Consider the following 23,874-nt stretch of genomic DNA (forward strand, 5'->3'; position numbering starts at 1 on the left):
AGCTCCTATTGCCCGGCTGCCGCAAGGCCTGTGGCCGCGGCATACTGGTCGACCAGCGCCTGGACGGACGCGGCGGTCGTGTCCAGCAGCGGGGCGGGATAAAATCCAAAGAAGATGGTAAGCACGATCAGCGGCACGATGGTGAGCATCTCGCGTGGGCTCAGATCGAGGATGCCGCGCAGGCTTTCCTTTTCCAGCGCCCCGAAGATCACCTTGCGGTAGAGCCATAGCCCGTAGCACGCAGAGAAGATCACGCCGAGGGTCGCCACGATGGCAAACCAGGTGTTGACCTGGAAGATCGCAAGCAGCGTGAGGAATTCACCCACAAAGCCGGACGTGCCGGGCAGTCCCACATTGGCCATGGTGAAGATCATGAACGCGAAGGCGTATTTCGGCATGCGTTCGACCAGACCGCCATAAGCGGAGATGTCGCGGGTATGCATACGGTCGTAGATGACGCCGACCGAAAGGAACAGCGCGCCCGAAACGATGCCGTGCGAGACCATCTGGAAGATCGCGCCCTGCACGCCGTAGATGTTGCCGGCGAAGATGCCCATGGTCACAAAGCCCATATGGGCCACCGATGAGTAGGCGATCAGCTTCTTGACGTCGGTCTGCACCAGCGCCACGACGGACGTGATGACGATCGCTGCCACAGACAGCACGAACACGAAGTTCGAGAACATCAGCGAGGCGTCGGGGAACATGGGCAGCGAGAAGCGCAGGAAGCCATAGCCGCCCAGCTTGAGCAGGATCGCAGCCAGAATCACCGAACCGGCGGTCGGGGCCTCGACGTGCGCCTCGGGCAGCCAGCGGTGCAACGGCCACATGGGCATCTTGACGGCGAGCGAGGCAAAGAACGCCAGCCACAGCCAGATCTGCATGGACTCGGGGAAATCGACTGCGAGGAGCCGCGAGATGTCGAGCGTACCAGCGTACCAGTACATCGCCATGATCGCGAGCAGCATCAGCACCGAGCCTACGAAGGTGTAAAAGAAGAACTTGTAGCTCGCCTGGATCCTGCGCTTGCCGCCCCAGATGCCGATGATCAGGAACATCGGGATGAGGCTGCCTTCGAAGAAGACGTAGAACATCGCCAGATCGAGCGTCGCAAAGACGCCCATCATCAGCATTTCGAGGACCAGGAAGAGCACCATGTATTCGCGCACGCGGTGCTTCACCGAGTCCCAGCTTGCAAGGATGCACATGGGCATCAAAAGGCCCGTGAGCACGATGAACAGCACCGAAATGCCGTCCACGCCCATGCGGTAGCCGATGACCTCGCCCATCCAGGGCGAATTCTGGACAAACTGGAAGTCGGCGGTATCGGGGTCGAACAGGCCCCACATCAGCAGCGCGAACACGAAGGTCACGAAGGTCGTGGCCAGCGCGATGCGCTTGATGTTGAGAACCGCGACCTCGTCCTGACCCGGCGTCAAAAGGATGAAGAACGCCCCGACCAGCGGCAGGAATGTTATTATCGTGAGTATGTTGTCGGTCAGGATCATCCCAGAAGTCCCCCGGCGGCGATCGCCCACGTAATGAGCGCTGCTACGCCGATCAGCATTGCGAATGCATAGTGGTAGAGGTAGCCGGACTGCAGCCGGACCACCTGTGTGGTCACCTGCTTGACCCTGCGCCCCAGGCCTTCGACAAGCATCTGGTCGACGAACCAGTCATCGAACCCCTTCCAGAGCGCCTGCCCCACCCAGCGGGTCGGACGGACGAACAGGAAGTCGTAGATTTCGTCGAAATACCACTTGTTGAGCAGGAACTTGTAGAGCCCCGGATGCTCCGCGGCCAGCTCCCGCGGCGCCTCGGGCCGGCGGATGTAGAAGTACCAGGCCAGTACGAACCCGGCCAGCATGGCCATGGCCGCCGAGGCCTTGACCCAGAAGGGCACGTAGTGTGCCGCATCGATGATCTCGGCATCGACCACGACAGCGCCATGGAAGAAGTGTTCCACGTGCTCGGCGTGCCCGAAGAACACGTCGTAGAACACCACGCCGGCGAGCACCGCGCCCGCAGCCAGAATATAGAGAGGCACCAGCATGATGCGAGGGCTCTCATGGGCGTGGTCGAACGTGTGCTGGTCCGCGCGCGTCTTGCCGTGGAACGTCAGGTGGATCAGGCGCCAGGAGTAGAAGCTCGTGAACAGTGCCGCGATGACCAGCATCCAGAAAGCGAGCTGCCCGGCGGGTCCGCCAAAGGCATAGGCGGCCTCGATGATTGCGTCCTTCGAGAAGAACCCGGCGAACCCGAACATGGTGCCCGGAATGCCCACTCCGGTCAGTGCCAGCGTGCCTATGATCATCATCGCATAGGTGATCGGGATCTTGCGGGCGATGCCGCCCATGTTGCGCATATCCTGCTCGTGGTGCATCGCATGGATGACCGACCCGGCCCCGAGGAACAGCAGCGCCTTGAAGAAGGCGTGGGTGAACAGGTGATAGACGCCGGCCGAATAGGCCCCTACCCCGAGCGCCACGAACATGTAGCCGAGCTGGGAGCAGGTCGAGTAGGCAATGACGCGCTTGATGTCGTTCTGCACGAGCCCGACGGTCGCGGCAAAGAACGCCGTGATCGCGCCGACATAGATGATCACAAGCGTCGCGGTTTCGCTCATCTCGAACATGGGCGAGAGACGCGCGACGAGAAAGACCCCGGCGGTCACCATGGTGGCCGCGTGAATGAGCGCGGACACAGGCGTCGGGCCCTCCATGGCGTCCGGCAGCCAGGTGTGCAGCAGGAACTGCGCCGACTTGCCCATCGCCCCCATGAACAGCAGCAGGCAAACAACGGTCAGCGCGTGGTATTCACCACCAAGGATCGGGATCGTGGCATCCGCAAGCCCGGGAAGCGCCGCGAAGGTATCCTCGAACCCGAGCGAACCGACGAGATAGAACGTCCCGAAAATGCCAAGCGCGAACCCGAAATCACCGACACGGTTGACCACGAAGGCCTTCATGGCTGCGGCGTTGGCCGAGGGCTTCTTGTACCAGAACCCGATCAGCAGGTAGGAGGCCAGCCCCACGCCTTCCCAGCCAAAGAACATCTGGAGGAAGTTGTCGGCCGTCACCAGCATCAGCATCGCGAAGGTGAACAGCGAGAGGTAGGCAAAGAAGCGCGCGCGGTGCGGATCGTCGTGCATGTAGCCGATCGAATAGACATGCACGAGGCAGGACACGGTGTTGACCACGACCAGCATGATCGCCGTCAGTGTATCGACGCGCAGGATCCAACGCAGGTCGAGGTCGCCGGTGACGATCCAGCGCATGATCTCGACCTTGTAGGCCTCGGCATTGCCCAGAAAGAACGGGATGAACACGATCCAGGAGAGGATCGCCGCGATGACCAGAAGCGACGTGGTCAGCACCTCGGCGGCCTTGTGCCCGATCGTCCGGCCGAAAAGGCCGGCAACCAGCGCGCCGATCAGCGGCAGGAACACGATTGCCTGAATCATCGCCGTCAGCCCCTCATCGTGTTGACGTCGTCGACGGCGATCGAGCCGCGATTCCGGAAGAAGATCACAAGGATGGCCAGGCCGATCGCAGCCTCGGCGGCGGCCACGGTCAGGATCAGCAGCGCGAAGACCTGACCGACCAGATCGTTGAGATGGAGCGAGAACGCCACCAGGTTGATGTTGACCGCCAGAAGGATCAACTCCACCGACATCAGGATGATGATGATGTTCTTCCGGTTGAGGAAGATGCCGAACACCCCGATGGTGAACAGGATTGCGGCTACGGTCAGAAAGTGACCGAGCCCGATAACCGATGTCATCATAGCCCCCTTACAAACCCTTGCCGCTCTGTACCTTGACGATCTCGAGGCCCGACTGCTTGTCGCGCGCGACCTGCTTGCCGATGTCCTGCCGCTTGACGCCAGGCTTGTGGCGCAGCGTCAGAACGATGGCGCCGATCATGGCAACCAGGAGGATCAGCCCGCTCGCCTGGAAGAGATAGATGTAGCGCGTGTAGAGCACGAGCCCGAGGGCCCGCGTGTTGTCCACGGTCTGGTCGATCGGCAAGGCGCCCGTCCCCGCCGCTTCGGGCACGAGATAGGACGCACCGGCAACCATGAGCAGCTCGAGCAGAAGCACGATGCCGACCAGCGCCCCGACCGGCATGAACTGAAGCATCCCCCGGCGCAGCTGGCCGAAATCGACGTCCAGCATCATGACAACGAACAGGAACAGCACCGCCACGGCGCCGACGTAAACGACGATCAGGATCAGGGCGAGGAATTCGGCGCCCGCCAGCATGAAGATGCCGGCCGCGTTGACGAAGGCCAGGATCAGGAACAGCACCGAATGGACCGCATTGCGCGAGGCAATGACCATCAGTGCCGACGCGATCACGACGGCCGAGAACAGGTAGAAAAAGAACAGCGGCAGGGTCACCAGTCGCTCCTAGCGGTAGGGCGCGTCGAGCGCGATGTTGGCGGCCAGCTCACGCTCCCAGCGGTCGCCATTGGCCAGCAGGCGCTCCTTGGAGAAGTACAGCTCCTCACGGGTCTCGGTGGCGAACTCGAAATTGGGACCCTCGACGATGGCATCGACCGGGCAAGCCTCCTGGCAGAAGCCGCAATAAATGCACTTCACCATGTCGATGTCGTATCGCACCGTGCGCCGCGTGCCGTCGTTCTGGCGCGGGCCGGCCTCGATGGTGATGGCCTGGGCCGGGCAGATCGCCTCGCACAGCTTGCAGGCGATGCAGCGTTCTTCGCCATTGGGGTAGCGGCGCAGCGCATGCTCGCCGCGGAACCGCGGGCTGATCCGCCCCTTCTCGAAGGGATAGTTGATGGTGGGCTTGGGCGCGAAGAAATAGCGCATCGCGAGAAAGAACGTCGAGACGAACTCGCGAAGCAGCAACGCGTCGAAAAATCTCAGTGCCTGTTGCATCGTCTTTCTCCTAGGCTCCCATGCCGCCGTGCCAGCCCCAGCCGGTGAACTGGAGCACCGCTGCGACGATCACGACCATTGCGAGGGAAACGGGCAGGAACACTTTCCAGCCAAGCCGCATGAGCTGGTCGTACCGGTAGCGCGGAACGAACGCCTTGACCATGGCGAACATGAAGAACACCAGGGAAAGCTTGAGCACGAACCACACGGGATCGGGGATCCAGGTGAACGGCGGCAAATTGATCGGTGCACTCCAGCCCCCCAGGAACAGGAGCGTGGTGAGCGCGCACATCAGGATGATCGAGACGTACTCGCCGAGCATGAACATCATGTACGGGGTCGAGCCGTACTCCACCATGAAGCCGGCGACCAGCTCGGATTCGGCTTCGGGAAGGTCGAACGGCGGACGGTTGGTCTCGGCCAGAGCCGAGATGAAGAAGATCACGAACATCGGGAACAGCGGCAGCCAGAACCAGTTCAGGAAAGCCAGCCAGGGCACCCCGAGGGCATGGGCCAGCCCCATCTCCTGCTGGGCGATCACGATGTGGGTGAGGTTGAGCGAACCCACGCACAAGAGCACCGTGATGATCACGAAACCGATGGACACCTCGTAGGACACCATCTGCGCCGCCGAGCGCAGCGCGCCGAGGAACGGATATTTCGAGTTCGACGCCCAGCCGCCCATGATCACGCCATAGACCGCCAGCGAGGAAATCGCGAAGATGTAGAGAATGCCCACATTGATGTCGGCCAGTGCCCACCCTTCGGCGACCGGAACGACCGCCCAGGCCGAAAGCGCCAGGAGCACGGTGACCAGCGGTGCGAGAAGGAAAACGGCCTTGTCCGCACCGGCCGGGATCACCGGTTCCTTGAGCACGAACTTGAGAAGATCGGCAAAGCTCTGCAGCAGGCCGAAGGCGCCCACGACGTTGGGGCCGCGCCGGATCTGCACGGCGGCCCAGATCTTGCGATCGGCCAGCAGCACATATGCCGTGAAGACCAGGAGGGTCACCAGCAGCAGCAGGGCCTTCCAGACGAACCCGACCTCGGTGCCCAGCCCGAGAACCGGCACGCCGAGAAGATAATCGAGGGCGTTCACGAACCAATCCATAACGCTGTTCTACTCCGCCGCCTGCTTGATGCCCGACATCATCTGCGAGCACTCGGCCATGACGGCCGAGGCCCGAGCGATCGGGTTGGTCAGATAGAAGTCGGACACGGGCGAGATGAAGGCCTGGTCCCCCTTGGCTTCGGGCTTGCCCGCGAGCCTGTCTACATCAGTCGCCTTGCCCGGCGCAATCTGGTCGAGCCGTGCGAGGTGGGGATACTCCCCATAAAGCGCCGAACGCAATGCCTGAAGCGAGTCGAAAGGCAGAGTCTTGCCGAGCACACCCGAGAGAGCCCGCAGAATTGCCCAGTCTTCCTTGGCGTCGCCCGGCGAGAAGATCGCCCGGGTGGTCATCTGCACGCGGCCCTCGGTGTTCACATAGGTGCCGCTCTTTTCCGTGTAGGTCGATGCGGGCAGAATCACGTCGGCCCGATGGGCACCCGCATCGCCATGGGTGCCGATATAGACCACCAGCGTCTCTGCGCCGATCGCCGGGACATCGATCTCGTCCGCGCCCAAGAGGAACAGCACGTCCAGCTTGCCCTTGGCCGAAGCCTTGAGCATGGCGTCGGTGGCCATTCCGCCCTTGCCCGGCACGAAGCCGATGTCAAGCGCACCCACGCGCGCGGCGGCGTTGTGCAGCACGGCATAGCCGTTCCACCCCTCGTCCGTCGCGCCGCTGGTCCTGGCAATCTGTGCGGCCATGGCGGCAACCTGCGCGCCAGGGCCCCCCGCAAGCGCCCCCTCGCCCACGATCACCATCGGCCGCTTGGCGGTCTTGAACACTTCGGCGAAATCGCCCTTGCCTCCGGCAAGATCGGTCAGCGACTGAATGCCCGCTCCCAGATAGGTGTAATCATAGGTGAGGTCGGCCTGTTCGCCGATCACCGCGACCGGCACGTTGCCGGCGCGCCATGCCTTGCGGATACGTGCGTTGAGCACCGCCGCTTCCCTCCGCGGGTTGGTGCCCACCAAAAGGATGGCATCGGCCTGTTCGATTCCCGCGATCGTCGGGTTGAAGATGTAGCTGGCCCGGCCCTTGGCGGGATCGAGCGCCACGCCCGCCGGGCGCGAATCGATGTTGGTCGAGCCCAGCGACGCCATCAGCGCCTTGAGCGCGTACATTTCCTCGACCGCAGCGAGATCTCCGGCGATCGCGCCGATGGCCTTGCCATCCGTTTTGCCGATTGCCTCGGCGATGGCGCCGAAGGCCTCGCGCCAGGTGCCGGCGCGCAGCTTGCCGTCCTTGCGGACATAGGGGCGATCGAGCCGCTGCGTCCGCAGCCCGTCCCACACGAAGCGCGTCTTGTCGGAAATCCATTCCTCGTTCACGCCTTCATGGATGCGCGGCAGAATGCGCATGACTTCGCGTCCGCGCGCGTCCACCCGGATGCTCGAGCCGACCGCGTCCATAACGTCCACGCTCTCGGTCTTGGAGAGCTCCCAGGGGCGGGCCTGGAAGGCATAGGGCTTGGACGTCAGCGCGCCCACGGGGCAAAGATCGATCACGTTGCCCTGCAGCTCGCTGGTCAGCGAGCGTTCAAGATAGGAAGTGATCTCGGCGTCCTCGCCACGGCCCACAAGGCCCAGCTCGGAGATGCCGGCCACTTCCGTCGTGAAGCGGACGCAGCGCGTGCAGTGGATGCATCGGTTCATGATCGTCTTGACCAGCGGGCCGATATGCTTGTTCTCGACGGCGCGCTTGTTCTCCCAATAGCGCGATGTGTCCACGCCATAGGCCATCGCCTGGTCCTGCAGATCGCATTCTCCGCCCTGATCGCAGATCGGGCAGTCGAGCGGATGGTTGATGAGCAGGAACTCCATCACGCCTTCGCGGGCCTTCTTGACCATCGGCGTGTTGGTGAACATTTCCGGCGCTTCGCCGTTCGGGCCCGGGCGCAAATCACGCACGCTCATGGCGCAGCTTGCCTGCGGCTTGGGGGGGCCGCCCTTCACTTCCACGAGGCACATGCGGCAGTTGCCCGCCACCGAGAGCCGCTCGTGGTAGCAAAAGCGCGGGATTTCCGCGCCCGCGGCCTCTGCCGCCTGCATGAGCGTAAAGTGATCGGGAACCTCGATCAGTTCACCATCGACTTTGATCTGAGCCATTTGACTTTACTCCGCCGCAACCGAGGGCACGGCGCCGTCGGACGTGGACTTGTAGGTGTATGCATCGATCCGTTCTTCGATCACATGGCGGAAATTGCGGATCAGCCCCTGAATCGGCCATGCGGCAGCGTCGCCGAGCGCACAGATGGTGTGACCCTCCACCTGCTTGGTGACGGCAAACAGCATGTCGATTTCCCGCTTCTGGGCTTCACCACGCACCATGCGCTCCATAACCCGCATCATCCAGCCCGTGCCTTCGCGGCAGGGCGTGCACTGGCCGCAGCTCTCGTGCTTGTAAAATGCCGAAAGCCGCCAGATAGCGCGGATGATGTCGGTGGAATTGTCCATCACGATAACGGCCGCGGTGCCGAGCGAGGAACCGACTTCCTTGAGCCCGTCGAAGTCCATCTGGGCCGACCTGATCTTTTCGCCGGGCACGCAGGGCACCGATGAGCCGCCGGGGATCACGGCCAGCAGATTGTCCCAGCCGCCGCGGACGCCGCCGCAATGCTTTTCGATCAGCACGTCGAAGGGCGTGCCCATTTCTTCCTCGAACGTCGCGGGATTGTTCACGTGTCCTGATACGCAGAACAGCTTGGACCCGGTGTTGTTCTCGCGGCCCAGCCCGGCGAACCAACTCGCCCCGCGGCGCAGGATTTCCGGCACCACGGCGATCGATTCGACGTTGTTGACGGTCGTGGGGTTTCCATAGAGCCCGACGCCCGCGGGGAATGGCGGCTTGAGCCTTGGCTGGCCCTTTTTGCCCTCGAGGCTCTCCATCAGCGCGGTTTCCTCACCGCAGATATAAGCCCCTGCCCCATGGTGGACGACGATATCGAAATCCCAGCCGTGGATGTTGTCCTTGCCGATCAGCCGCGCGTCATAGGCCTGTTGCACTGCGGCCTCAAGGCGCTGGCGCTCGCGCATGAATTCGCCGCGCACATAGATGAACGCCGTGTGGGCATCCATGGCGCGGCCCGCGATCAGGCACCCTTCGATCAGATGATGGGGATCATGGCGCAGGATCTCGCGATCCTTGCACGTGCCCGGCTCGGATTCGTCGGCATTGACCACCAGATAGTGCGGCCGGCCATCCGACTGCTTGGGCATGAACGACCATTTCAGGCCCGTGGGAAAGCCGGCGCCGCCGCGTCCGCGCAAGCCGGAAGCCTTGACCTCACCGGTCAGCCATTCCCGCCCCCTGTCGAGCAGGTCCTTGGTCCCGCTCCACGCGCCACGCCGCCGGGCGCCATCCAGGCCCCAGTCGCCGAGCCCGTAGAGATTGGTGAATATGCGATCCTTGTCGTCAAGCATCTTCGATTCACTCCTTGGACTTGCGGGTAGCGGGCTTGCGGGCGGCGGGCTTGCTCCGCGCTTTCGTCGGCTCTTCAGCCGGAGATTCGCCACCGGTCGCGCCTTCGCGCATCGTCTGGTCGGGCTTGGCGCGTGCCGGGCCGCCGGCTTCATTTTCCTCGGCTTCAGCACGTTCACTCGAGACCTTGCCCTCAGGCGACGGGCCCTTGATGCCGGGTGCCGCCTCATCATCGACTTCGCGCTTGCGTCCGGGCCGGGTGGCCTTCTTGGGCGGGTCGACCGGACCGTTATCAACATGCTCGTGCTCGATGTGCTCGACGTCTGCAAGCAGCGTGGTCCGTCCGGACTGGGCCGCCGAGAACTGGCGATCGATCTGGGGGCCCGGCTTGATCGTATCACCCTTGCCGTCGCGGAATGCGAGCAGGATTTCCTCGAAGCGCTCGGTGGTCAGGTCCTCATAGGTGTCGAACCCGATGGTCACCATGGGCGCATTCACACACGCGCCCGCGCATTCCACTTCTTCCCAGCTCATCGTTCCGTCCGCGTTGAGGTGGTGCGGTTCGGCATGGATGTGCTTCTGGCAGACGGCCCGGATGTCCTCGGCGCCGCGCAGCATGCATGGCGTGGTGCCGCACACCTGGATGTGGGCGCGCGTGCCAACCGGCTGAAGCTGGAATTGGGTGTAGAAGGTCGCGACCTCGAGAACGCGGATATAGGGCATGTCGAGCATGCCTGCCACGGTTTCGATGGTGGCCCGGGTGACCCAGCCGTCCTGTTCCTGAGCGCGCATCAGCAGCGGGATCACTGCCGATTGCTGGCGCCCCTCGGGATAAAGGGCAATCCGCTTTTTCGCCCAGGCCGCATTTTCCTCGCTGAAGGCGAAGGATGTGGGCTGAACACTGTCTTCTGCTAGGCGGCGCACGCTCATCAGCGGTCAACCTCTCCGAACACGATATCGAGCGAACCCAGAATGGCCGAAACGTCGGCCAGAAGGTGTCCGCGGGAAACAAAATCCATGGCCTGAAGGTGCGCGAACCCGGGCGCGCGGATCTTGCAGCGGTAGGGTTTGTTGGACCCGTCCGAGACCAGATACACGCCGAATTCACCCTTGGGCGCCTCGACGGCGGCGTAGACCTCGCCTGCCGGCACCCGGTACCCTTCGGTATAGAGCTTGAAGTGATGTATGAGCGCTTCCATCGAGCGCTTCATCTGGCCGCGCTTGGGCGGCACGATCTTGCCGTCGACCGAGGAGACCGGGCCCTTGCCTTCCTCGGAATTGAGCAGCGCGATGCACTGCTTCATGATCGAGTTCGACTGGCGCATCTCTTCCATGCGGACGAGATAGCGGTCGTAGCAATCGCCGTTCTTGCCGACCGGGATGTCGAAATCGAGCCGGTCGTAGCATTCATAGGGCTGGCTCTTGCGCAGATCCCAGGCGGCCCCCGAACCGCGCACCATCACGCCCGAGAAGCCCCAGGCCCATGCGTCCTCGAGCGAAACCGTCGCGATGTCGACATTGCGCTGCTTGAAGATGCGGTTGCCGGTGATCAGGTTGTCGATGTCATCGAGCGCCTTGGGGAAGGTCTCGGTGAATTTCTCGATATCGTCGATCAGCGCCTGGGGCAGATCCTGGTGGACGCCACCGGGACGGAAATAGGCCGCGTGCATGCGCGACCCGCTCGCACGTTCGTAAAACACCATGAGCTGCTCGCGCTGCTCGAATCCCCAGAGCGGAGGCGTGAGCGCGCCGACGTCCAGAGCCTGGGTGGTGACGTTGAGCAGATGCGAGAGCAGCCGGCCGATTTCGGAATACAGCACCCGGATCAACTGACCGCGGAACGGCACTTCGATCCCCAGCAAGCGCTCGACAGCCAAAGCGAAGGCGTGTTCCTGGTTCATGGGCGCGACGTAGTCGAGCCGGTCGAAATAGGGAACGGCCTGAAGGTAGGTCTTGTGCTCGATCAGCTTTTCTGTGCCGCGATGGAGCAGGCCCACATGCGGGTCCACGCGCTCGACAACCTCACCGTCCAGCTCGAGCACCAGCCGCAGAACGCCGTGTGCCGCAGGGTGCTGGGGGCCGAAATTGATATTGAAGGTTCTGACGTCGTGCTCGCTCATGACTTTTGCTCGCTCATGACTTGGCCTTTTCGTCGCCGGGCAGCACGTAATCGGTCCCTTCCCAGGGCGAGCTGTAGTCGAAGTTGCGGAACTCCTGGGCCAGGGTCACCGGCTCGTAGACCACACGCTTGCGCTCCTCGTCGTACCGGACTTCCACGAACCCGGTAAGCGGGAAGTCCTTGCGCAGCGGATGTCCGTCGAACCCGTAGTCGGTGAGGATGCGGCGCAGGTCCGGGTGTCCGGAGAACAGGATGCCGTAAAGGTCATAGGCCTCGCGCTCGAACCAGTCGGCGCCGGGAAACACTTCGCAGATCGAGGGCACCGGGGTGTCTTCGTCGGTCAGCACCCGAACGCGAATGCGCTGGTTCTGGCTGGGGCTCAGGAAGTGGTAGACAACGTCGAACCGGCGGTCACGCTGGGGATAGTCCACCCCGCAGACGTCGATGATCGAGACGAACCGGCAGCGGGCATCGTCGCGCAGGAACCGCACGAGGGAAACGATCTCCCCCATGCGGGCTTCCAGCGTCAACTCGCCATGGTTGACCGAGAACGATTCGACCGCGGCATCCAGCTTGAGCGCGATGTATTCGCCAAGTTCGTTGAGGGCTTCGTCCATTTTCCGGCCTAACGCTCGATGGTTCCGGTACGGCGGATCTTCTTTTGAAGCAGAAGCACGCCGTATAGCAGCGCCTCGGCAGTCGGGGGGCAGCCCGGTACGTAGATGTCCACGGGCACCACGCGGTCGCACCCGCGCACCACAGAGTAAGAGTAGTGATAGTAGCCGCCGCCATTGGCGCAGCTTCCCATCGAAATGACGTAACGGGGCTCGGGCATCTGGTCGTAGACCTTGCGCAGCGCCGGCGCCATCTTGTTGGTCAGCGTGCCCGCCACGATCATCACGTCCGACTGGCGCGGGGAGGCGCGCGGCGCGAAGCCGAAGCGCTCGACGTCATAGCGCGGCATGGACACCTGCATCATCTCGACCGCACAGCAGGCGAGGCCGAACGTCATCCACATGAGCGAGCCGGTGCGCGCCCAGTTGATCAATTCGTCCGTCGAGGTAACCAGAAATCCCTTGTCGGCGAGCTCGTTGTTGACCTCGACGAAATAGGAATCGGTGGCGCCGACCGGCTGGCCGGTCGCCGGGTCCATCACACCGCGCGGCTGGGGTGCAACCAGAGTGCCTTGAGTGCTCAATCCCATTCCAGAGCCCCTTTGCGCCATTCATAGATGAAGCCGATGGTCAGTACGCCCAGGAAAACCATCATCGACCAGAACCCGTACCAGCCCACATCCCCGAACGCCACGGCCCAGGGGAAAAGGAAGGCGACTTCGAGATCGAAGATGATGAACAGGATGGCGACCAGATAAAATCGCACGTCAAACTTCATGCGCGCGTCGTCGAAAGCCTCGAAGCCGCATTCATAGGCGGACACCTTCTCGGGATCGGGACGCTTGATGGCGATGAGGAACGGAGCCACCAGAAGGGCCAGTCCGATCACACCGGCCAGCCCGACAAAGATGACAATCGCCAGGTATTCACTGAGCAGTTCGTTCATGAGACAGCCTTGCCTGAAAGCCCGGCGGAATAGTCGGGCGTGAGCGCCCCATGTCACTGCGATGGCCGGGCGCTTGCGTGTCGAGACAGGGCTTAGCCCACCCCCCCGAAGGTTTCAAGAGGGCATAAACTTGAGTATTATAGTCCAGTATTAAAGAGCCGAAAAGCCGGCCCTTGGACCGGCTGAACGTTTGCGGCAGACTGTCCCGCCCCTGCGGGACGGAGGGCTCAGAGGTGGAAGGCCAGACCTGCGCCGAGTCGCACGGTATCAGGGCCATTGCCCCATTCCCCGGTGCCCAGCGCTTCACCGCGCACGCTCAGATAGTCGGTCACCCCATATTCCGCGCCGCCGCCGAACGCGTAGCCGAAATCGCCCTTCACAAGTCCGGTACCGACGGTGCCATAGACCAGAAGATCGGGGTTCAGGATCGCGCCGCCGCGGCCCATGACCATTGCATCGAGGGAGAAATCGTCGCCGAAATCACCGCCAAGCTGCGCTTCCACGCCCAGCAGGGCCGAGTCGACCTGGGCATTCACGCCGGCGAATACGCCCGCGATATAGGAGCGATCATCGCCCATCGGCACCCCGCCGCCATAGACGCCCGAGTAAAAGCCCTCCCAGTCAAAGCCCACGCCGACGCTGCCGCCACCGGCACCATAGCCATACGGCCCGTAGTCCTGCCCGAGCGCCGGACCGGTTCCCAGCGCCCACAGGCACGCGATGATCACGGCGAACTTTCTGGTGAGGTTCATTGCCCTGACTCCATTAAGGTTAACTGGAGCCATTATTGCGCGTGAGGGCGCAGCGACAAGCGAAGCCTCTTAACGTGGCTAAGATTTTGCTAAAATTGCGCCGATCGGGATATGCTCTAGAAGCTGAAATTCATGCCCGCGCGCACGGAGTGATAGTCCAGCCCGCCCTCGGTCGGCTCGGTCAGGTCGTACGTCCGCTCGCCCAGATCGGTATAGAGATACTCGACCCGCAGGCTGGTGTTCTGGTCGAACGCAAACTCGGTGCCCAGGCCGGCGCTCCAGCCTACATGGGTTTCGGTGTCCGAGACGCCGAGCGAGTCGGTCATGCTCGCCTGCCCGACAGCCAGGCCGGCGGTGAGATAGGGCAGCACATCGTCGAGGGCCAACCCCACCCGTCCGCGCACACCGGCAACGTAGTCGAGATCTGCACCCTCGCTCGCATCCCCGTCGTCCCCGATCAGGCCGAACTGCAAATCTGCCTCGGCGCCGACGACCACCGTCTCGGACTGGGTGTTCAGCCCGAACTGAATTCCCGCCGTCGGGCCCGAGAACTCCACTTCCCCGCCTGCCCCGTCGAGGCTGGCCGAGCCGCCAGCATAGCCGGCGCTGACCCCGGCATAAAATCCGGACCAGTCATAGGCCCCGCTGTGGGTGACGACAGCCGTGGGATAAAGCGGATCGGCCACGGCGAGATCGGCCGCATGCGCCGCCCCGCCCGAAAGAGCGAGTGCTACACCTGCCGTCAAAATCGTCCGTGTGGGACCCATGGCCGTTACCGCCTGCTCAAACCTTGATGAAACCTTAACAGCATATGGTGGGCCGGGGTTCCGGGAAAAAGAGGGCGCGTTTCACGGTGTGGTGAATAAGCCACTATCCCCGGCACCACGCCCAGAGCGCCTCCAGGAAAAGTGGAGACGCTTGTCCGGTTCGGAAACGCGGCAAATCAACGACTTGGAACTCCTGTTCTGATTCAGAACAGGATATGCTCTAGAAGCGGAAATTCACCCCGGCGCGGATTGAATGGAAGGTGACATCGAACCCGCCGTCAGGATCGGAGACATAATCGGCCGGCCCGAGGTCGGTATAGAGATACTCGCCCTTGAGGCTGATCTGATCGGTTGCCATCACCTCGACCCCAGCGCCGGCGGTCCACCCCAGATGGCTGCCGCTGTAGCTCTCGTCTATGTCGCCACCTTCCCCTGTCAGGTCCTCATCGAACGTCCCGCCGCCGAAGGCCAGGCCGCCGGTCAGATATGGCAGCACGCCATCAAAGGCGTAGCCGACGCGGCCACGCAGCGAGCCGTGGTAATCGAGCCCGTAGGTGATTTCGCCCTCGGTGTCCCCGGTGATCTCCTCGGTCTGCGAGGGCCCGCCAATCAGGATATCCCCCTCGAGGCCGAAGACGAGTGCGCCTGTCTGGAACGCATAGCCGGCAGTCACCCCGCCCGAAAAACCCGACAGATCATCAAAGAGCGATTGATCGCCGACGGCGTCCCCATCCCCGTCCACGAACGTTGCTTCGCCCGCGCCGAAGCCGGCCACGCCCCCCAGATAGGCTCCGGACCAGTCATGGACCGGCGTCGGCGCCAGCATCTGCGGCGCCGGAGCAGGGATGGGCAGAATCGGGTCCGCCGCCTGCACCGCACCGGTCGCCGCGAGCACTATGACCATGGGTGTCAGGTGAAAGGGTGAATACCGCATATTGCCGCCTCTTTTGCACGTGCCGGAACTGTTGATCAATTTTGAAGCCAACGGCGGAGGGGTGCAACCCCGTGGGGACGGGTCCATGCGGGTGTGTTGCGTTCGGGCCACCTTTGCGCATGGCCCCTGCCCTTGGGGCGACCGGCCAGCAGAGCCAGGCACCCGATCTTCACCCCGGCGGCCGGTGAACCGGAAACGCCACACCGCACGAAATCCCCGTCGTCGCCCCCGCCAGCAGTCGGGATGGAAACGCCACACCGCACGCCTCGCCGCACCGGCGACCATGCGCCGATAGGGCCGCCGCGTTGCGCCAATCCCCCTATCGCCGCCCCGGCGAAAGCCGGGGTCCATCGGCCCTGACTGCCCACCGGCGCAAATGTCCTCGCTGCTGGACCCCGGTTTGCACCGGGCAAGCGGCAGCGGATGCCGCCTGCGGTCGGGGCACCCTCGCCATGGGCCCTCTCCGCCATCCAAGCCTGTTCGCCCCATCGCGTGCGCCGCGACCCGGTCGGCCAGGTCCATGCTGCATCACGGACATGCGTCGGGCCTCCCGTGCACACGGCAACGATGGGGACGCCTTGACGCGCACGCCTCGCCGCACCGGCGACCATGCGCCGATAGGGCCGCCGCGTTGCGCCACCCCAATCGCCGCCCTTGCGAAAGCCGGGGTCCATCAGCCCATCACCGCCCACCCGCGCAAGTGGCCATGCTGCTGGCCCCCGGCTTTCGCCGGGCGAGCGGCTGGGGTTGCGCCTGCAACTGGGGACAATCCCCAGACCCGGCAGGCCGCACTGCACCCGCGGCCTGCTCTCGCCGCCCTCCCGAATGGAAAAAGCCCCGCGGCAGGCCGCGGGGCTCGAATGCTGGATCAAACGCGTGCCGAAGCCGGCACGGCTCAATCCTAGAAGTGGAAATTCACACCGGCGCGGATGGTGTGGAACTGGAGGCCGGCGTCAAACGGGGAAGAGCTCGGGCCGCCCTCGTCGGGCTGGAACTCTTCTTCACCAAGATCGGTGTAAAGATACTCAGCCTTGAAGCTAACATTCTGGTCCATGGCAACCTCGACACCGCCACCGATTGTCCAACCCCAGTGAGTGTTGCTGTCAACGTAGTCAGGATCCAGATCCGAAGTGTCAACAGTCACGCCGCCGTAAGCGAGACCGCCTGTCAGGTACGGCATTACATTGTCAATCGCCACGCCCGCACGTGCGCGCACAGTGCCAAAATAGTCGAGGGAAGCGATGTAGTCGTCGCCGCCAAGTTCAACTGTTTGAGACATGGTCGAAAGCTGGATGTCACCTTCCACGCCAAGCACGAACATGTCTGCCTGGAAGTTAGCACCAACCTGGACACCACCGATGAAACCCGAGATGTCGTCAATGTCTTCGCCGCCGAAGTCGAGGAGATCTCCATCGTCGTAAGCTCCGCCCGAGCCGAAGCCGGCGTTGATACCAGCGTAGAAGCCGGACCAATCATGGGTCATGGCGGGTGCGGGCGCGACCGGCGTGGGTGCGGGGAGGATCGGGTCTGCCGCCTGGGCGGCGGTGCCGAGCGCGAAGACGGCTGCGGATGCGAGAAGCGCGGTCCGGATCATAGTCACTGACTCCATAGTCAAGTTTATAGCTAGGCTTTCGTAGCCCGACCGCTGACTCGCTGCAAGCGGCCTGCCCCAACTTTTGCCAGGTTCTGCTGCATTCCAGTCGGAAATGCGGCGGTGTGGCCACTCGGCCACAGATAAGACAGCACTCCTGCCCTTCCCGTGCGAGCGCCGGCAAGCGAGGGTGCCCTCTGCCAAGGCCCAATCCACCGGAACCTGACCGCCCGCCACGCGCGCATGGTCATGCTGCCGGCTCCTTATGCCCCACCGCAAACGACAGAGGATGACGCCCGCGATTCGGCCCGACCGCCACGCAGCAGCCCTCGTCAGCACGCAGCATCTCCAGGGACGAAAAAAAGCCCCGCAGGTTCTGCGGGGCTTTTCGATAGTCGACACGGCCGTGGGCCAGTGAAAATCCTAGAAGTGGAAGTTCACGCCAGCGCGGACAGTGTGGAAGCGGAAGCCGACGTCGATCGCCTCAGGCGCAGGATTGTCGTCATAGTCGTAAGATGCTTCGCCCAGGTCGGTATACAGGTACTCGGCCTTGAAGCTGATGCTCTCGTCCATCGCAACTTCAACACCGCCACCGATGGTCCAGCCCCAATGGGTGTTGCTATCGAACGCGTCGTCGCCGCTGGCGTCGGTGTCGTCATAATACCCGCCGCCATAGGCCAAACCACCGGTCAGGTAGGGCATCACGTTATCAAGAGCGACACCGGCGCGGGCGCGGACGGTCCCGAAGTAATCGAGGTTCACGATGTTGTCGGTGTCTGGCGTGGTGCTCGTATCGACAAGCGTCTGGGTCATCGTGGTCAGCTGGATGTCTCCTTCGACGCCGAGCACGAACATGCCGGTCTGGAAATTGGCACCGGCCTGAACGCCACCAAGGAAGCCGGAAACGTCGTCAAACGTCTCGCCGTCCCAGAAGAAGTCGGAAGCCTCGTCGAGGTCTTCGCCGTAAGCCTCGCCCGAGCCGAAGCCGGCGTTGATACCGGCATAGAAGCCGGACCAGTCATGGGTCATGGCAGGGGCCGGCTCGACCGGCATCGGTGCCGGCATGATGGCGTCAGCAGCCTGCGCGGCAGAAGCAATAGCGAAGACGGCAACCGAAGCCATCAGCGTCGAACGAATCATGAGGTGTCCCCTTTGTGGGTTTGGTGCTCTCGATGGTGATGTAACCTCACGCCCCCGGGTTCTGGCAAGCGCCCCGACGCATTCCTGCCTCTTTACGACCTCCATTGCCTCATGTTTGGCCAAACGGTGTGTTCAATCGTACACACTCAATCTTTACTGAGAGCACCGCTCCACCCATCCAAGTATTTGGAGCCATATCCTGTTCTGATGGAATCAGAACAGGAGCTCCAGAACGCGAAAAGCCCCGCGGCGTCCGCGAGGCCTTTGATTGCGCTGCACAGCCGAATTCGGCAGGCGAAAATCCTAGAAGTGGAAGTTCACGCCAGCGCGGATGGTGTGGAACTTGAAGCCGATATTGGAGTCGTTGGACGACCCGACGTCATAATCGGACTTGCCGAGATCGGTATATAGATACTCTGCCTTGAAGCTCACCGACTCATCCATGGCGACTTCCACGCCGCCACCGACCGTCCAGCCCACATGGGTCTGGGAGTCGCTTGCGTTCAGCCCGGTGTCTTCGGCATCGAGCGTGCCCCCACCATAGGCGATACCGCCAGTCAGATAAGGCATCACGTTGTCGAGCGCCACACCGGCCCGTGCGCGAACCGTGCCGAAGTAATCGAGGCTCATCGTGGCTTCGTTGGGCGTATTGGTCGTGACCGTCTGGGACATGGTCGAGAGCTGGATGTCACCCTCGATGCCGAGGACGAACATGTCCGCCTGGAAGTTGGCACCGGCCTGAACGCCGCCCAGGAAGCCAGAAATATCGTCGAACGCGTTCTGCGAAATCCCGCCGAAATCATAGGCATCGTCGTCTTCGGCATAGGTCGTGCCCGAGCCGAAGCCGGCATTGATGCCCAGATAGATGCCCGACCAGTCATGGGCCAGCGCGGGCGCGGGCGCGATCGGTGTGGGCGCGGGAAGGATGGGGTCTGCCGCGTGGGCGGCGGTGCCCAGTGCAAAGACTGCGGCGGTTGCCAGCAGGGTGGTCTTGAATACGGTCATGGTGCTTTCCCCCATGTTTCGGATGTCAAGAACGTATTCCCGTTTTTTTGCCTTCACAATCGATTCCGCCCTTGCCAGCCCCATTTTGGGCAATTCTTACGCAATTCGTCCGATTCTGTGGCAACCGTACCACAATGGGACATCGCCCCTGCCCTTTCCGTCAGATCCGCCATCACGGCAAAAGAAAAGCCCCGCGCTGCTGCACGGGGCTCTCCAGAATTTGCTCTGCGCGGCTGGAACCAGCCGGTGAACATCCTAGAAGTGGAAGTTCACACCAGCGCGGATCGTGTGGAACTGCAGGCCGGCTTCGATGTCGTCGAAATCGTCGGTCTCATAAGTGGCTTCGCCCAGATCGGTATAGAGATACTCGGCCTTGAAGCTGACGCTTTCATCCATAGCGACTTCAACGCCACCACCGACGGTCCAGCCCGTGTGATGGGCGCTGGTAGAGCCATCGACCGACGCGGGAACAAGCAGTCCGTCATCGCCATCGTACGAGAAGGTGCCGCCACCGTAAGCAAGACCTGCGGTCAGGTAGGGCATTACGTTGTCAAGCGCCAGACCGGCGCGCGCACGGACCGTGCCGAAATAGTCAAGGTTGAAGTCGGCATCACCCTCAAAAGCAACGGGAGTCGTAATATCAATGCCCTCGATCGACTGGCTCATCGTGGTCAGCTGGATATCGCCTTCCACGCCGAGCACGAACATGCCGGTCTGGAAGTTGGCACCGCCCTGCACGCCGCCGAGGAAGCCGGAAACATCGTTGAATTCGTCGCCGATAGCGGTTTCAAAGTCGTCAACGTCATCGCCGTAGAGCTCGCCCGAACCGAAGCCGGCATTGATACCAGCGTAGAAGCCCGACCAGTCATGGGACATGACGGGAGCGGGGGCAATCGGAGCCGGAGCCGGCATGATGGCATCGGCGGCCTGGGCGGCGGTGCCCAGGGCGAAAACTGCTGCAGTGGCCAGCAGGGTCGTCTTAAGTGCGGTCATAAGATTTTCCTCAACGAACGCGGTGGGTAGTGATTCACTTTATGGCTCAATAACGCGCCCCATCCAACCTTCGTGCCACTCAAACTTCACGTTCGCTGCACATTTCGGGCCCATTGCCGCCCTGCTGTGGCCTCGAGGCCACAGGTTTGCCCGGCGCACACCGCGCCGAGTCCGGCGCGCATTGCCTTTCCCTAACAAAGCATTACCGGATTTCTCGAAATAAGGCGGAGCTTACGCCTCGTGCCCTCGCGCTGACATGCACTCCGCGCACGGAAAAGCCCCGCGGGGATCCCGCGGGGCTTCTCATGTTCATCCCTGTTCCGGTCGGTCTGACCGGATGGCGCGATCCTAGAAGTGGAAGCTGGCGCCGACGGTGAACTTGTGCATGTCTTCCGAGCCGGCATCCTCGGTCTGTTCCCACCCATGCAGGTACTGGCCGCGGACCGAAACGTCGTCGGTGACGGCGAATTCGAGGCCACCACCAGCAAGGATGTGCTCGCCGATGCCGTTATCGGCACCGAAGTCCGAACCGTAACCGGCGGCGCCATAGGCCATCAGGTTATCGGTGAGGACGACACCCGCACGGCCCAGAACGGTGCCGTAAGCGTACATCTCGTCTTCCTCGAACACTGCGTCGAGGCCGAGCTCGGCGCCGACCACGAAGAAGTCGAAGGCCGCATTCATGCCGACGTGACCGCCAGCCGTGATGTCTGTTTCGCCATCATCGGAATAGTCCGTGACGCCGCCAACGCTGACACCAGCGTAAAAGCCGCTCCAGTCGAAGCCGGCCTGGTCATCATAGACCGGCACTGCAGCCGGCGTGGCTGCGGGTGCGGGGGGCAGACCGATGGCGTCGGCCGCAAAGGCACCGCCAAACGCGGTGGTGGACAGAAGGGCTGCTACGGCCACTGTCTTGATCGAATGCATTACTGGATCTCCTTTTTCCGGCGTGTGCAAATAGAAGGATTGCCGGTTCTCATTGTTCCCCCGCTTCGGGCGCCGACGATAAGGACACCGGGAGGGTGTTGCCCTTTGGCCACATGACGCTTCGGCGGGAACTGCCAATGCGATGGGGCCGAACATCGTGCCCGACTGCGGACGAAGTGGGGCCCGGCAGTGGCAACAATGCGGCAGACCCGTCTTGTTGCTCAAATGCCACGTATTTACCGTTAACCATTGGTAAACACGTGGTTTTTCCTGCCGGCCGCATGCGTGCACGCCCTTGCGTGGCACGCCGCCGAGCGGTTGCCAGATGTGACACACCGGATATTGTCGCATGTCACACGAGAAATCGGGGGAGAAGCCATGAACCTGCTCGAATCGGGCAATGCCGGAGGCGCCGGCGTCCGGGTGGGGCCGCTTATCCGGGCGCGGCGCCATGCGCGGGCCATGACGCTCAAGGCGCTTGGCGAATCCGCGGGCGTGTCAGTTGGCTATCTCAGTCAGGTCGAGCGCGACCAGGCGTCCCCTTCCCTGTCCACTCTCACGGCGATTGCCGGAGCGCTCGAGGTGGGCGTTGATTATTTCATCGCCGCGCCGCGCGCGCAGGATGCGCTGACGCGCAAGGGTGCCCGCATGCGGTTTTCGGTCGATCGCTCCCTGATTTCCTATGAGCAACTGCACGCCGAATTCCCCGGCGGCGTGCTGTCCTCGTTCCTGATCGAGATCGCGCCCGGCTACCGCTCGGAGACCGCCACCCATGAGGGCGAGGAACTCGTCTATGTGCTCGAGGGAACTCTGACGCTGTTTACAGATGGCCAGGCCGTGGATGTGGGGCCCGGAGACAGCCTGCACTTTCGCGGCAATCGCGCCCATTGCTGGGCCAACAGGGGCGATCAGCCGGTGCGCCTGCATTGGTCGGGCACGCTCACCTTGTTCCGGGCCCGTCCAGACGCGCCGCCGGCCCCGGGCTGAACGCCGATCAGCCCTGCCCCGGTTCCGGACCATTCTTTGCCGCGGGCAGCGCCGGGCGGCGGAGTAAAAGGGCCGGAATTGCTCGCCCGATCCGGACCAGACCGGCACAGGCGTTCACCACCAGATAGGCAAGGCCAAGCACGAAGACGAGCAGCACCATCATCAGGGCGTAGGCCAAACCGCCGGTGCGCGACAGATATCCGGCCCGCTGGCCCGAGACCGCGTTTTGAAGGGGACGGACGAACAGCGTTTTCATCGTGGCGCGCGCCTGAGGCTCGCGGCGGCCCGTCCGGTACCGTGGAAATGGCTGAAGCTGGCGCAGATGCCCAAAAGCAGCAGACCAAGCAGCCATAGCCCAATGATGAAGCCCAGCCCCAGATTTCCGCCCAGCGGCAACCCGGCCACTGCCAATTCAGGCTCGTGGACACTCGGCGCACGCAGGGTCACACGCCCAGTCACAGAATAGAATGCAGTCCAACCGGCCATAAAGACGTTGAACGCGAGGAAACACCAGAGCAGAACTGCGCGCGATGCGTCTACAGGGCGCTGTCGCAAAGGCCCCCTGCACCCCGGGCATTCCACGGTCCGCGTCGTCACCACGGCATCGCAATTGGGGCAGTTGGTCAGCATGGGGATCACCGCTCTGGTTGGTGATCGCATAAACGCGATCACGCAAATGTGGTTCCCGGGCCGGGTATGGCGGAGAAACGGAAAGCCCCGAGGCAAACCCCGGGGCACATCCTGTTAGCAATCGACCTTAGAGGCCGTTTCGAAAGGGGTTGAGCGGTCGAGGTTGGCATGATTCCAAGCGGTTTGCTGACCTGCATGGAGAATGTCATGTGGACCCCGACCACCCGTGAACAGCATAACCGTCGTGCCACGCGATACCAGACCGATCTGACGGACGTGGAGTGGCGCCTGATCCAGCCGCACCTGCCTGCGGCCTGTAGAACGGGGCGGCCCCGGGCCTGGCCGATGCGCGAGATCATCAACGCAATTTTCTACGTCCTGCGCGGCGGCATCACTTGGCGTCTCCTACCCTCGGACTTTCCGCCTTGGCCGACCGTCTATCGGTGGTTCGCCGCATTGCGCGACGGCTCGGTCTTTGAGAAGATCAACCATGCCCTGGTCATGATGGACCGTGAGCGCGCCGGCCGCGAGGCCAGTCCGTCCGCAGCCATAATCGACAGCCAATCCGTCAAAACCACCGAAGCCGGCGGCCCGCGTGGCTACGATGCAGGAAAGAAGATCAAAGGGCGCAAGCGCCATGCACTGGTCGATACCGATGGGCGGCCGCTACTGGTCGAGCCGCATCCGGCCGACATCCAGGACAGAGACAGCGGCGGACCACTGCTACAGATCTCGCGCCCTCTGCTCCCCTTCATCAAACATGTATGGGCCGATGGCGGCTACAATCATGAGCGCGTGACCACCGCCACCAACATCATCGTCGAAATCGTCAAGAAGCCCCCGGATCAGGTCGGCTTTGCCGTCTTGCCACGCAGATGGGTGGTCGAGCGCTTCTTTGCGTGGATCTGCCGCAACCGGCGCCTGGCAAAGGACTTCGAGGCCACCATCAATTCAGCAGCCACCTTCCTTTACGCCGCCTCGGTCATGCTCCTCGTGAGGCGACTGGCCCGCCAGTCATGAGTTTCGAAACCGACTCT

Annotated in this window: 23 protein-coding genes and 1 pseudogene; 2 read left to right on the top strand and 22 right to left on the bottom strand. The window is 62.8% G+C overall.

Features of this window, described 5'->3' with window-relative positions:
* Window positions 1-5: 5 nt before the first annotated feature.
* The 21 genes and pseudogenes from EO136_RS06560 to EO136_RS06660 form a co-directional block, all read right to left on the bottom strand.
* The gene (locus tag EO136_RS06560) at window positions 6-1,508 is read right to left on the bottom strand and encodes an NADH-quinone oxidoreductase subunit M (RefSeq protein ID WP_127143656.1); all 1,503 of its coding nucleotides are present in this window, start codon (window positions 1,506-1,508) and stop codon (window positions 6-8) included.
* The gene (gene nuoL, locus EO136_RS06565; protein WP_127143657.1) at window positions 1,505-3,463 is read right to left on the bottom strand and encodes an NADH-quinone oxidoreductase subunit L; all 1,959 of its coding nucleotides are present in this window, start codon (window positions 3,461-3,463) and stop codon (window positions 1,505-1,507) included. Before nuoL ends, EO136_RS06560 begins: the two co-directional genes overlap by 4 nt.
* Window positions 3,464-3,468: 5 nt before the next feature.
* Window positions 3,469-3,783 carry an NADH-quinone oxidoreductase subunit NuoK gene (gene nuoK / locus EO136_RS06570; RefSeq protein WP_127143658.1) on the bottom strand — a complete coding sequence of 105 codons (315 nt, stop codon included), beginning with the start codon at window positions 3,781-3,783 and terminating at the stop codon, window positions 3,469-3,471.
* A gap of 10 nt (window positions 3,784-3,793) precedes the next feature.
* Window positions 3,794-4,402: an NADH-quinone oxidoreductase subunit J gene (locus tag EO136_RS06575; protein WP_127143659.1), complete on the bottom strand. Its 609-nt coding sequence runs from the start codon at window positions 4,400-4,402 to the stop codon at window positions 3,794-3,796.
* 9 nt (window positions 4,403-4,411) lie between these two features.
* A complete protein-coding gene (nuoI, locus tag EO136_RS06580) occupies window positions 4,412-4,903 on the bottom strand; it encodes an NADH-quinone oxidoreductase subunit NuoI (RefSeq protein WP_127143660.1) in 492 nt (163 codons plus the stop codon).
* A 10-nt stretch (window positions 4,904-4,913) separates the two neighbouring features.
* Window positions 4,914-6,014: an NADH-quinone oxidoreductase subunit NuoH gene (gene nuoH, locus EO136_RS06585; RefSeq protein WP_127143661.1), complete on the bottom strand. Its 1,101-nt coding sequence runs from the start codon at window positions 6,012-6,014 to the stop codon at window positions 4,914-4,916.
* Between the two features lie 9 nt (window positions 6,015-6,023).
* Window positions 6,024-8,120, bottom strand: a complete 2,097-nt coding sequence (gene nuoG, locus EO136_RS06590; RefSeq protein ID WP_127143662.1) for an NADH-quinone oxidoreductase subunit NuoG — start codon at window positions 8,118-8,120, stop codon at window positions 6,024-6,026.
* Window positions 8,121-8,126: 6 nt separating this feature from the next.
* Window positions 8,127-9,434, bottom strand: a complete 1,308-nt coding sequence (nuoF, locus tag EO136_RS06595; RefSeq protein WP_127143663.1) for an NADH-quinone oxidoreductase subunit NuoF — start codon at window positions 9,432-9,434, stop codon at window positions 8,127-8,129.
* A gap of 13 nt (window positions 9,435-9,447) precedes the next feature.
* Window positions 9,448-10,362, bottom strand: a pseudogene (gene nuoE / locus EO136_RS06600) (NADH-quinone oxidoreductase subunit NuoE); the annotation flags it as partial.
* Window positions 10,362-11,552 (bottom strand): NADH-quinone oxidoreductase subunit D, encoded by a 1,191-nt coding sequence (locus EO136_RS06605; protein WP_127143665.1) that lies wholly within the window; start codon window positions 11,550-11,552, stop codon window positions 10,362-10,364. The pseudogene nuoE and the gene EO136_RS06605, both read right to left, overlap by 1 nt.
* Before the next feature lie 13 nt (window positions 11,553-11,565).
* The gene (locus EO136_RS06610) at window positions 11,566-12,168 is read right to left on the bottom strand and encodes an NADH-quinone oxidoreductase subunit C (protein WP_127143666.1); all 603 of its coding nucleotides are present in this window, start codon (window positions 12,166-12,168) and stop codon (window positions 11,566-11,568) included.
* An 8-nt stretch (window positions 12,169-12,176) separates the two neighbouring features.
* The gene (locus tag EO136_RS06615; RefSeq protein ID WP_127143667.1) at window positions 12,177-12,755 is read right to left on the bottom strand and encodes a NuoB/complex I 20 kDa subunit family protein; all 579 of its coding nucleotides are present in this window, start codon (window positions 12,753-12,755) and stop codon (window positions 12,177-12,179) included.
* Window positions 12,746-13,111: an NADH-quinone oxidoreductase subunit A gene (locus EO136_RS06620; RefSeq protein ID WP_127143668.1), complete on the bottom strand. Its 366-nt coding sequence runs from the start codon at window positions 13,109-13,111 to the stop codon at window positions 12,746-12,748. The genes EO136_RS06615 and EO136_RS06620 overlap by 10 nt, the downstream gene beginning before the upstream one ends.
* Window positions 13,112-13,338: 227 nt before the next feature.
* Complete coding sequence (locus EO136_RS06625; protein ID WP_127143669.1) at window positions 13,339-13,863, bottom strand: outer membrane protein; 525 nt, start codon at window positions 13,861-13,863, stop codon at window positions 13,339-13,341.
* A gap of 116 nt (window positions 13,864-13,979) precedes the next feature.
* A complete protein-coding gene (locus EO136_RS06630; protein ID WP_127143670.1) occupies window positions 13,980-14,630 on the bottom strand; it encodes an outer membrane protein in 651 nt (216 codons plus the stop codon).
* 220 nt (window positions 14,631-14,850) lie between these two features.
* A complete protein-coding gene (locus EO136_RS06635) occupies window positions 14,851-15,564 on the bottom strand; it encodes an outer membrane protein (protein WP_246018274.1) in 714 nt (237 codons plus the stop codon).
* A 901-nt stretch (window positions 15,565-16,465) separates the two neighbouring features.
* On the bottom strand, window positions 16,466-17,158 hold the full coding sequence (locus tag EO136_RS06640) for an outer membrane protein (protein WP_127143671.1): 693 nt from the start codon (window positions 17,156-17,158) through the stop codon (window positions 16,466-16,468).
* A gap of 420 nt (window positions 17,159-17,578) precedes the next feature.
* A complete protein-coding gene (locus tag EO136_RS06645) occupies window positions 17,579-18,295 on the bottom strand; it encodes an outer membrane protein (RefSeq protein WP_246018275.1) in 717 nt (238 codons plus the stop codon).
* 303 nt (window positions 18,296-18,598) lie between these two features.
* Window positions 18,599-19,300, bottom strand: coding sequence for an outer membrane protein (locus EO136_RS06650; RefSeq protein WP_127143672.1), 702 nt, complete (start codon window positions 19,298-19,300; stop codon window positions 18,599-18,601).
* A gap of 255 nt (window positions 19,301-19,555) precedes the next feature.
* Complete coding sequence (locus tag EO136_RS06655; protein WP_127143673.1) at window positions 19,556-20,293, bottom strand: outer membrane protein; 738 nt, start codon at window positions 20,291-20,293, stop codon at window positions 19,556-19,558.
* A gap of 348 nt (window positions 20,294-20,641) precedes the next feature.
* Complete coding sequence (locus EO136_RS06660; protein ID WP_127143674.1) at window positions 20,642-21,220, bottom strand: outer membrane protein; 579 nt, start codon at window positions 21,218-21,220, stop codon at window positions 20,642-20,644.
* Between the two features lie 378 nt (window positions 21,221-21,598).
* On the opposite strand from EO136_RS06660, the gene EO136_RS06665 reads away from it, so the two are divergent.
* The gene (locus tag EO136_RS06665; RefSeq protein ID WP_127143675.1) at window positions 21,599-22,207 is read left to right on the top strand and encodes a helix-turn-helix domain-containing protein; all 609 of its coding nucleotides are present in this window, start codon (window positions 21,599-21,601) and stop codon (window positions 22,205-22,207) included.
* Window positions 22,208-22,214: 7 nt separating this feature from the next.
* Here the strand turns inward: EO136_RS06665 and EO136_RS06670 are convergent, their stop codons facing one another.
* The gene (locus EO136_RS06670) at window positions 22,215-22,463 is read right to left on the bottom strand and encodes a hypothetical protein (RefSeq protein ID WP_127143676.1); all 249 of its coding nucleotides are present in this window, start codon (window positions 22,461-22,463) and stop codon (window positions 22,215-22,217) included.
* Window positions 22,464-23,044: 581 nt separating this feature from the next.
* On the opposite strand from EO136_RS06670, the gene EO136_RS06675 reads away from it, so the two are divergent.
* Complete coding sequence (locus EO136_RS06675; RefSeq protein WP_127142346.1) at window positions 23,045-23,857, top strand: IS5 family transposase; 813 nt, start codon at window positions 23,045-23,047, stop codon at window positions 23,855-23,857.
* The last annotated feature ends 17 nt before the right edge of the window (window positions 23,858-23,874 follow it).

This window comes from Pelagibacterium montanilacus, assembly GCF_003992665.1.
In the GTDB taxonomy this organism is placed as follows: Bacteria; Pseudomonadota; Alphaproteobacteria; order Rhizobiales; family Devosiaceae; genus Pelagibacterium; species Pelagibacterium montanilacus.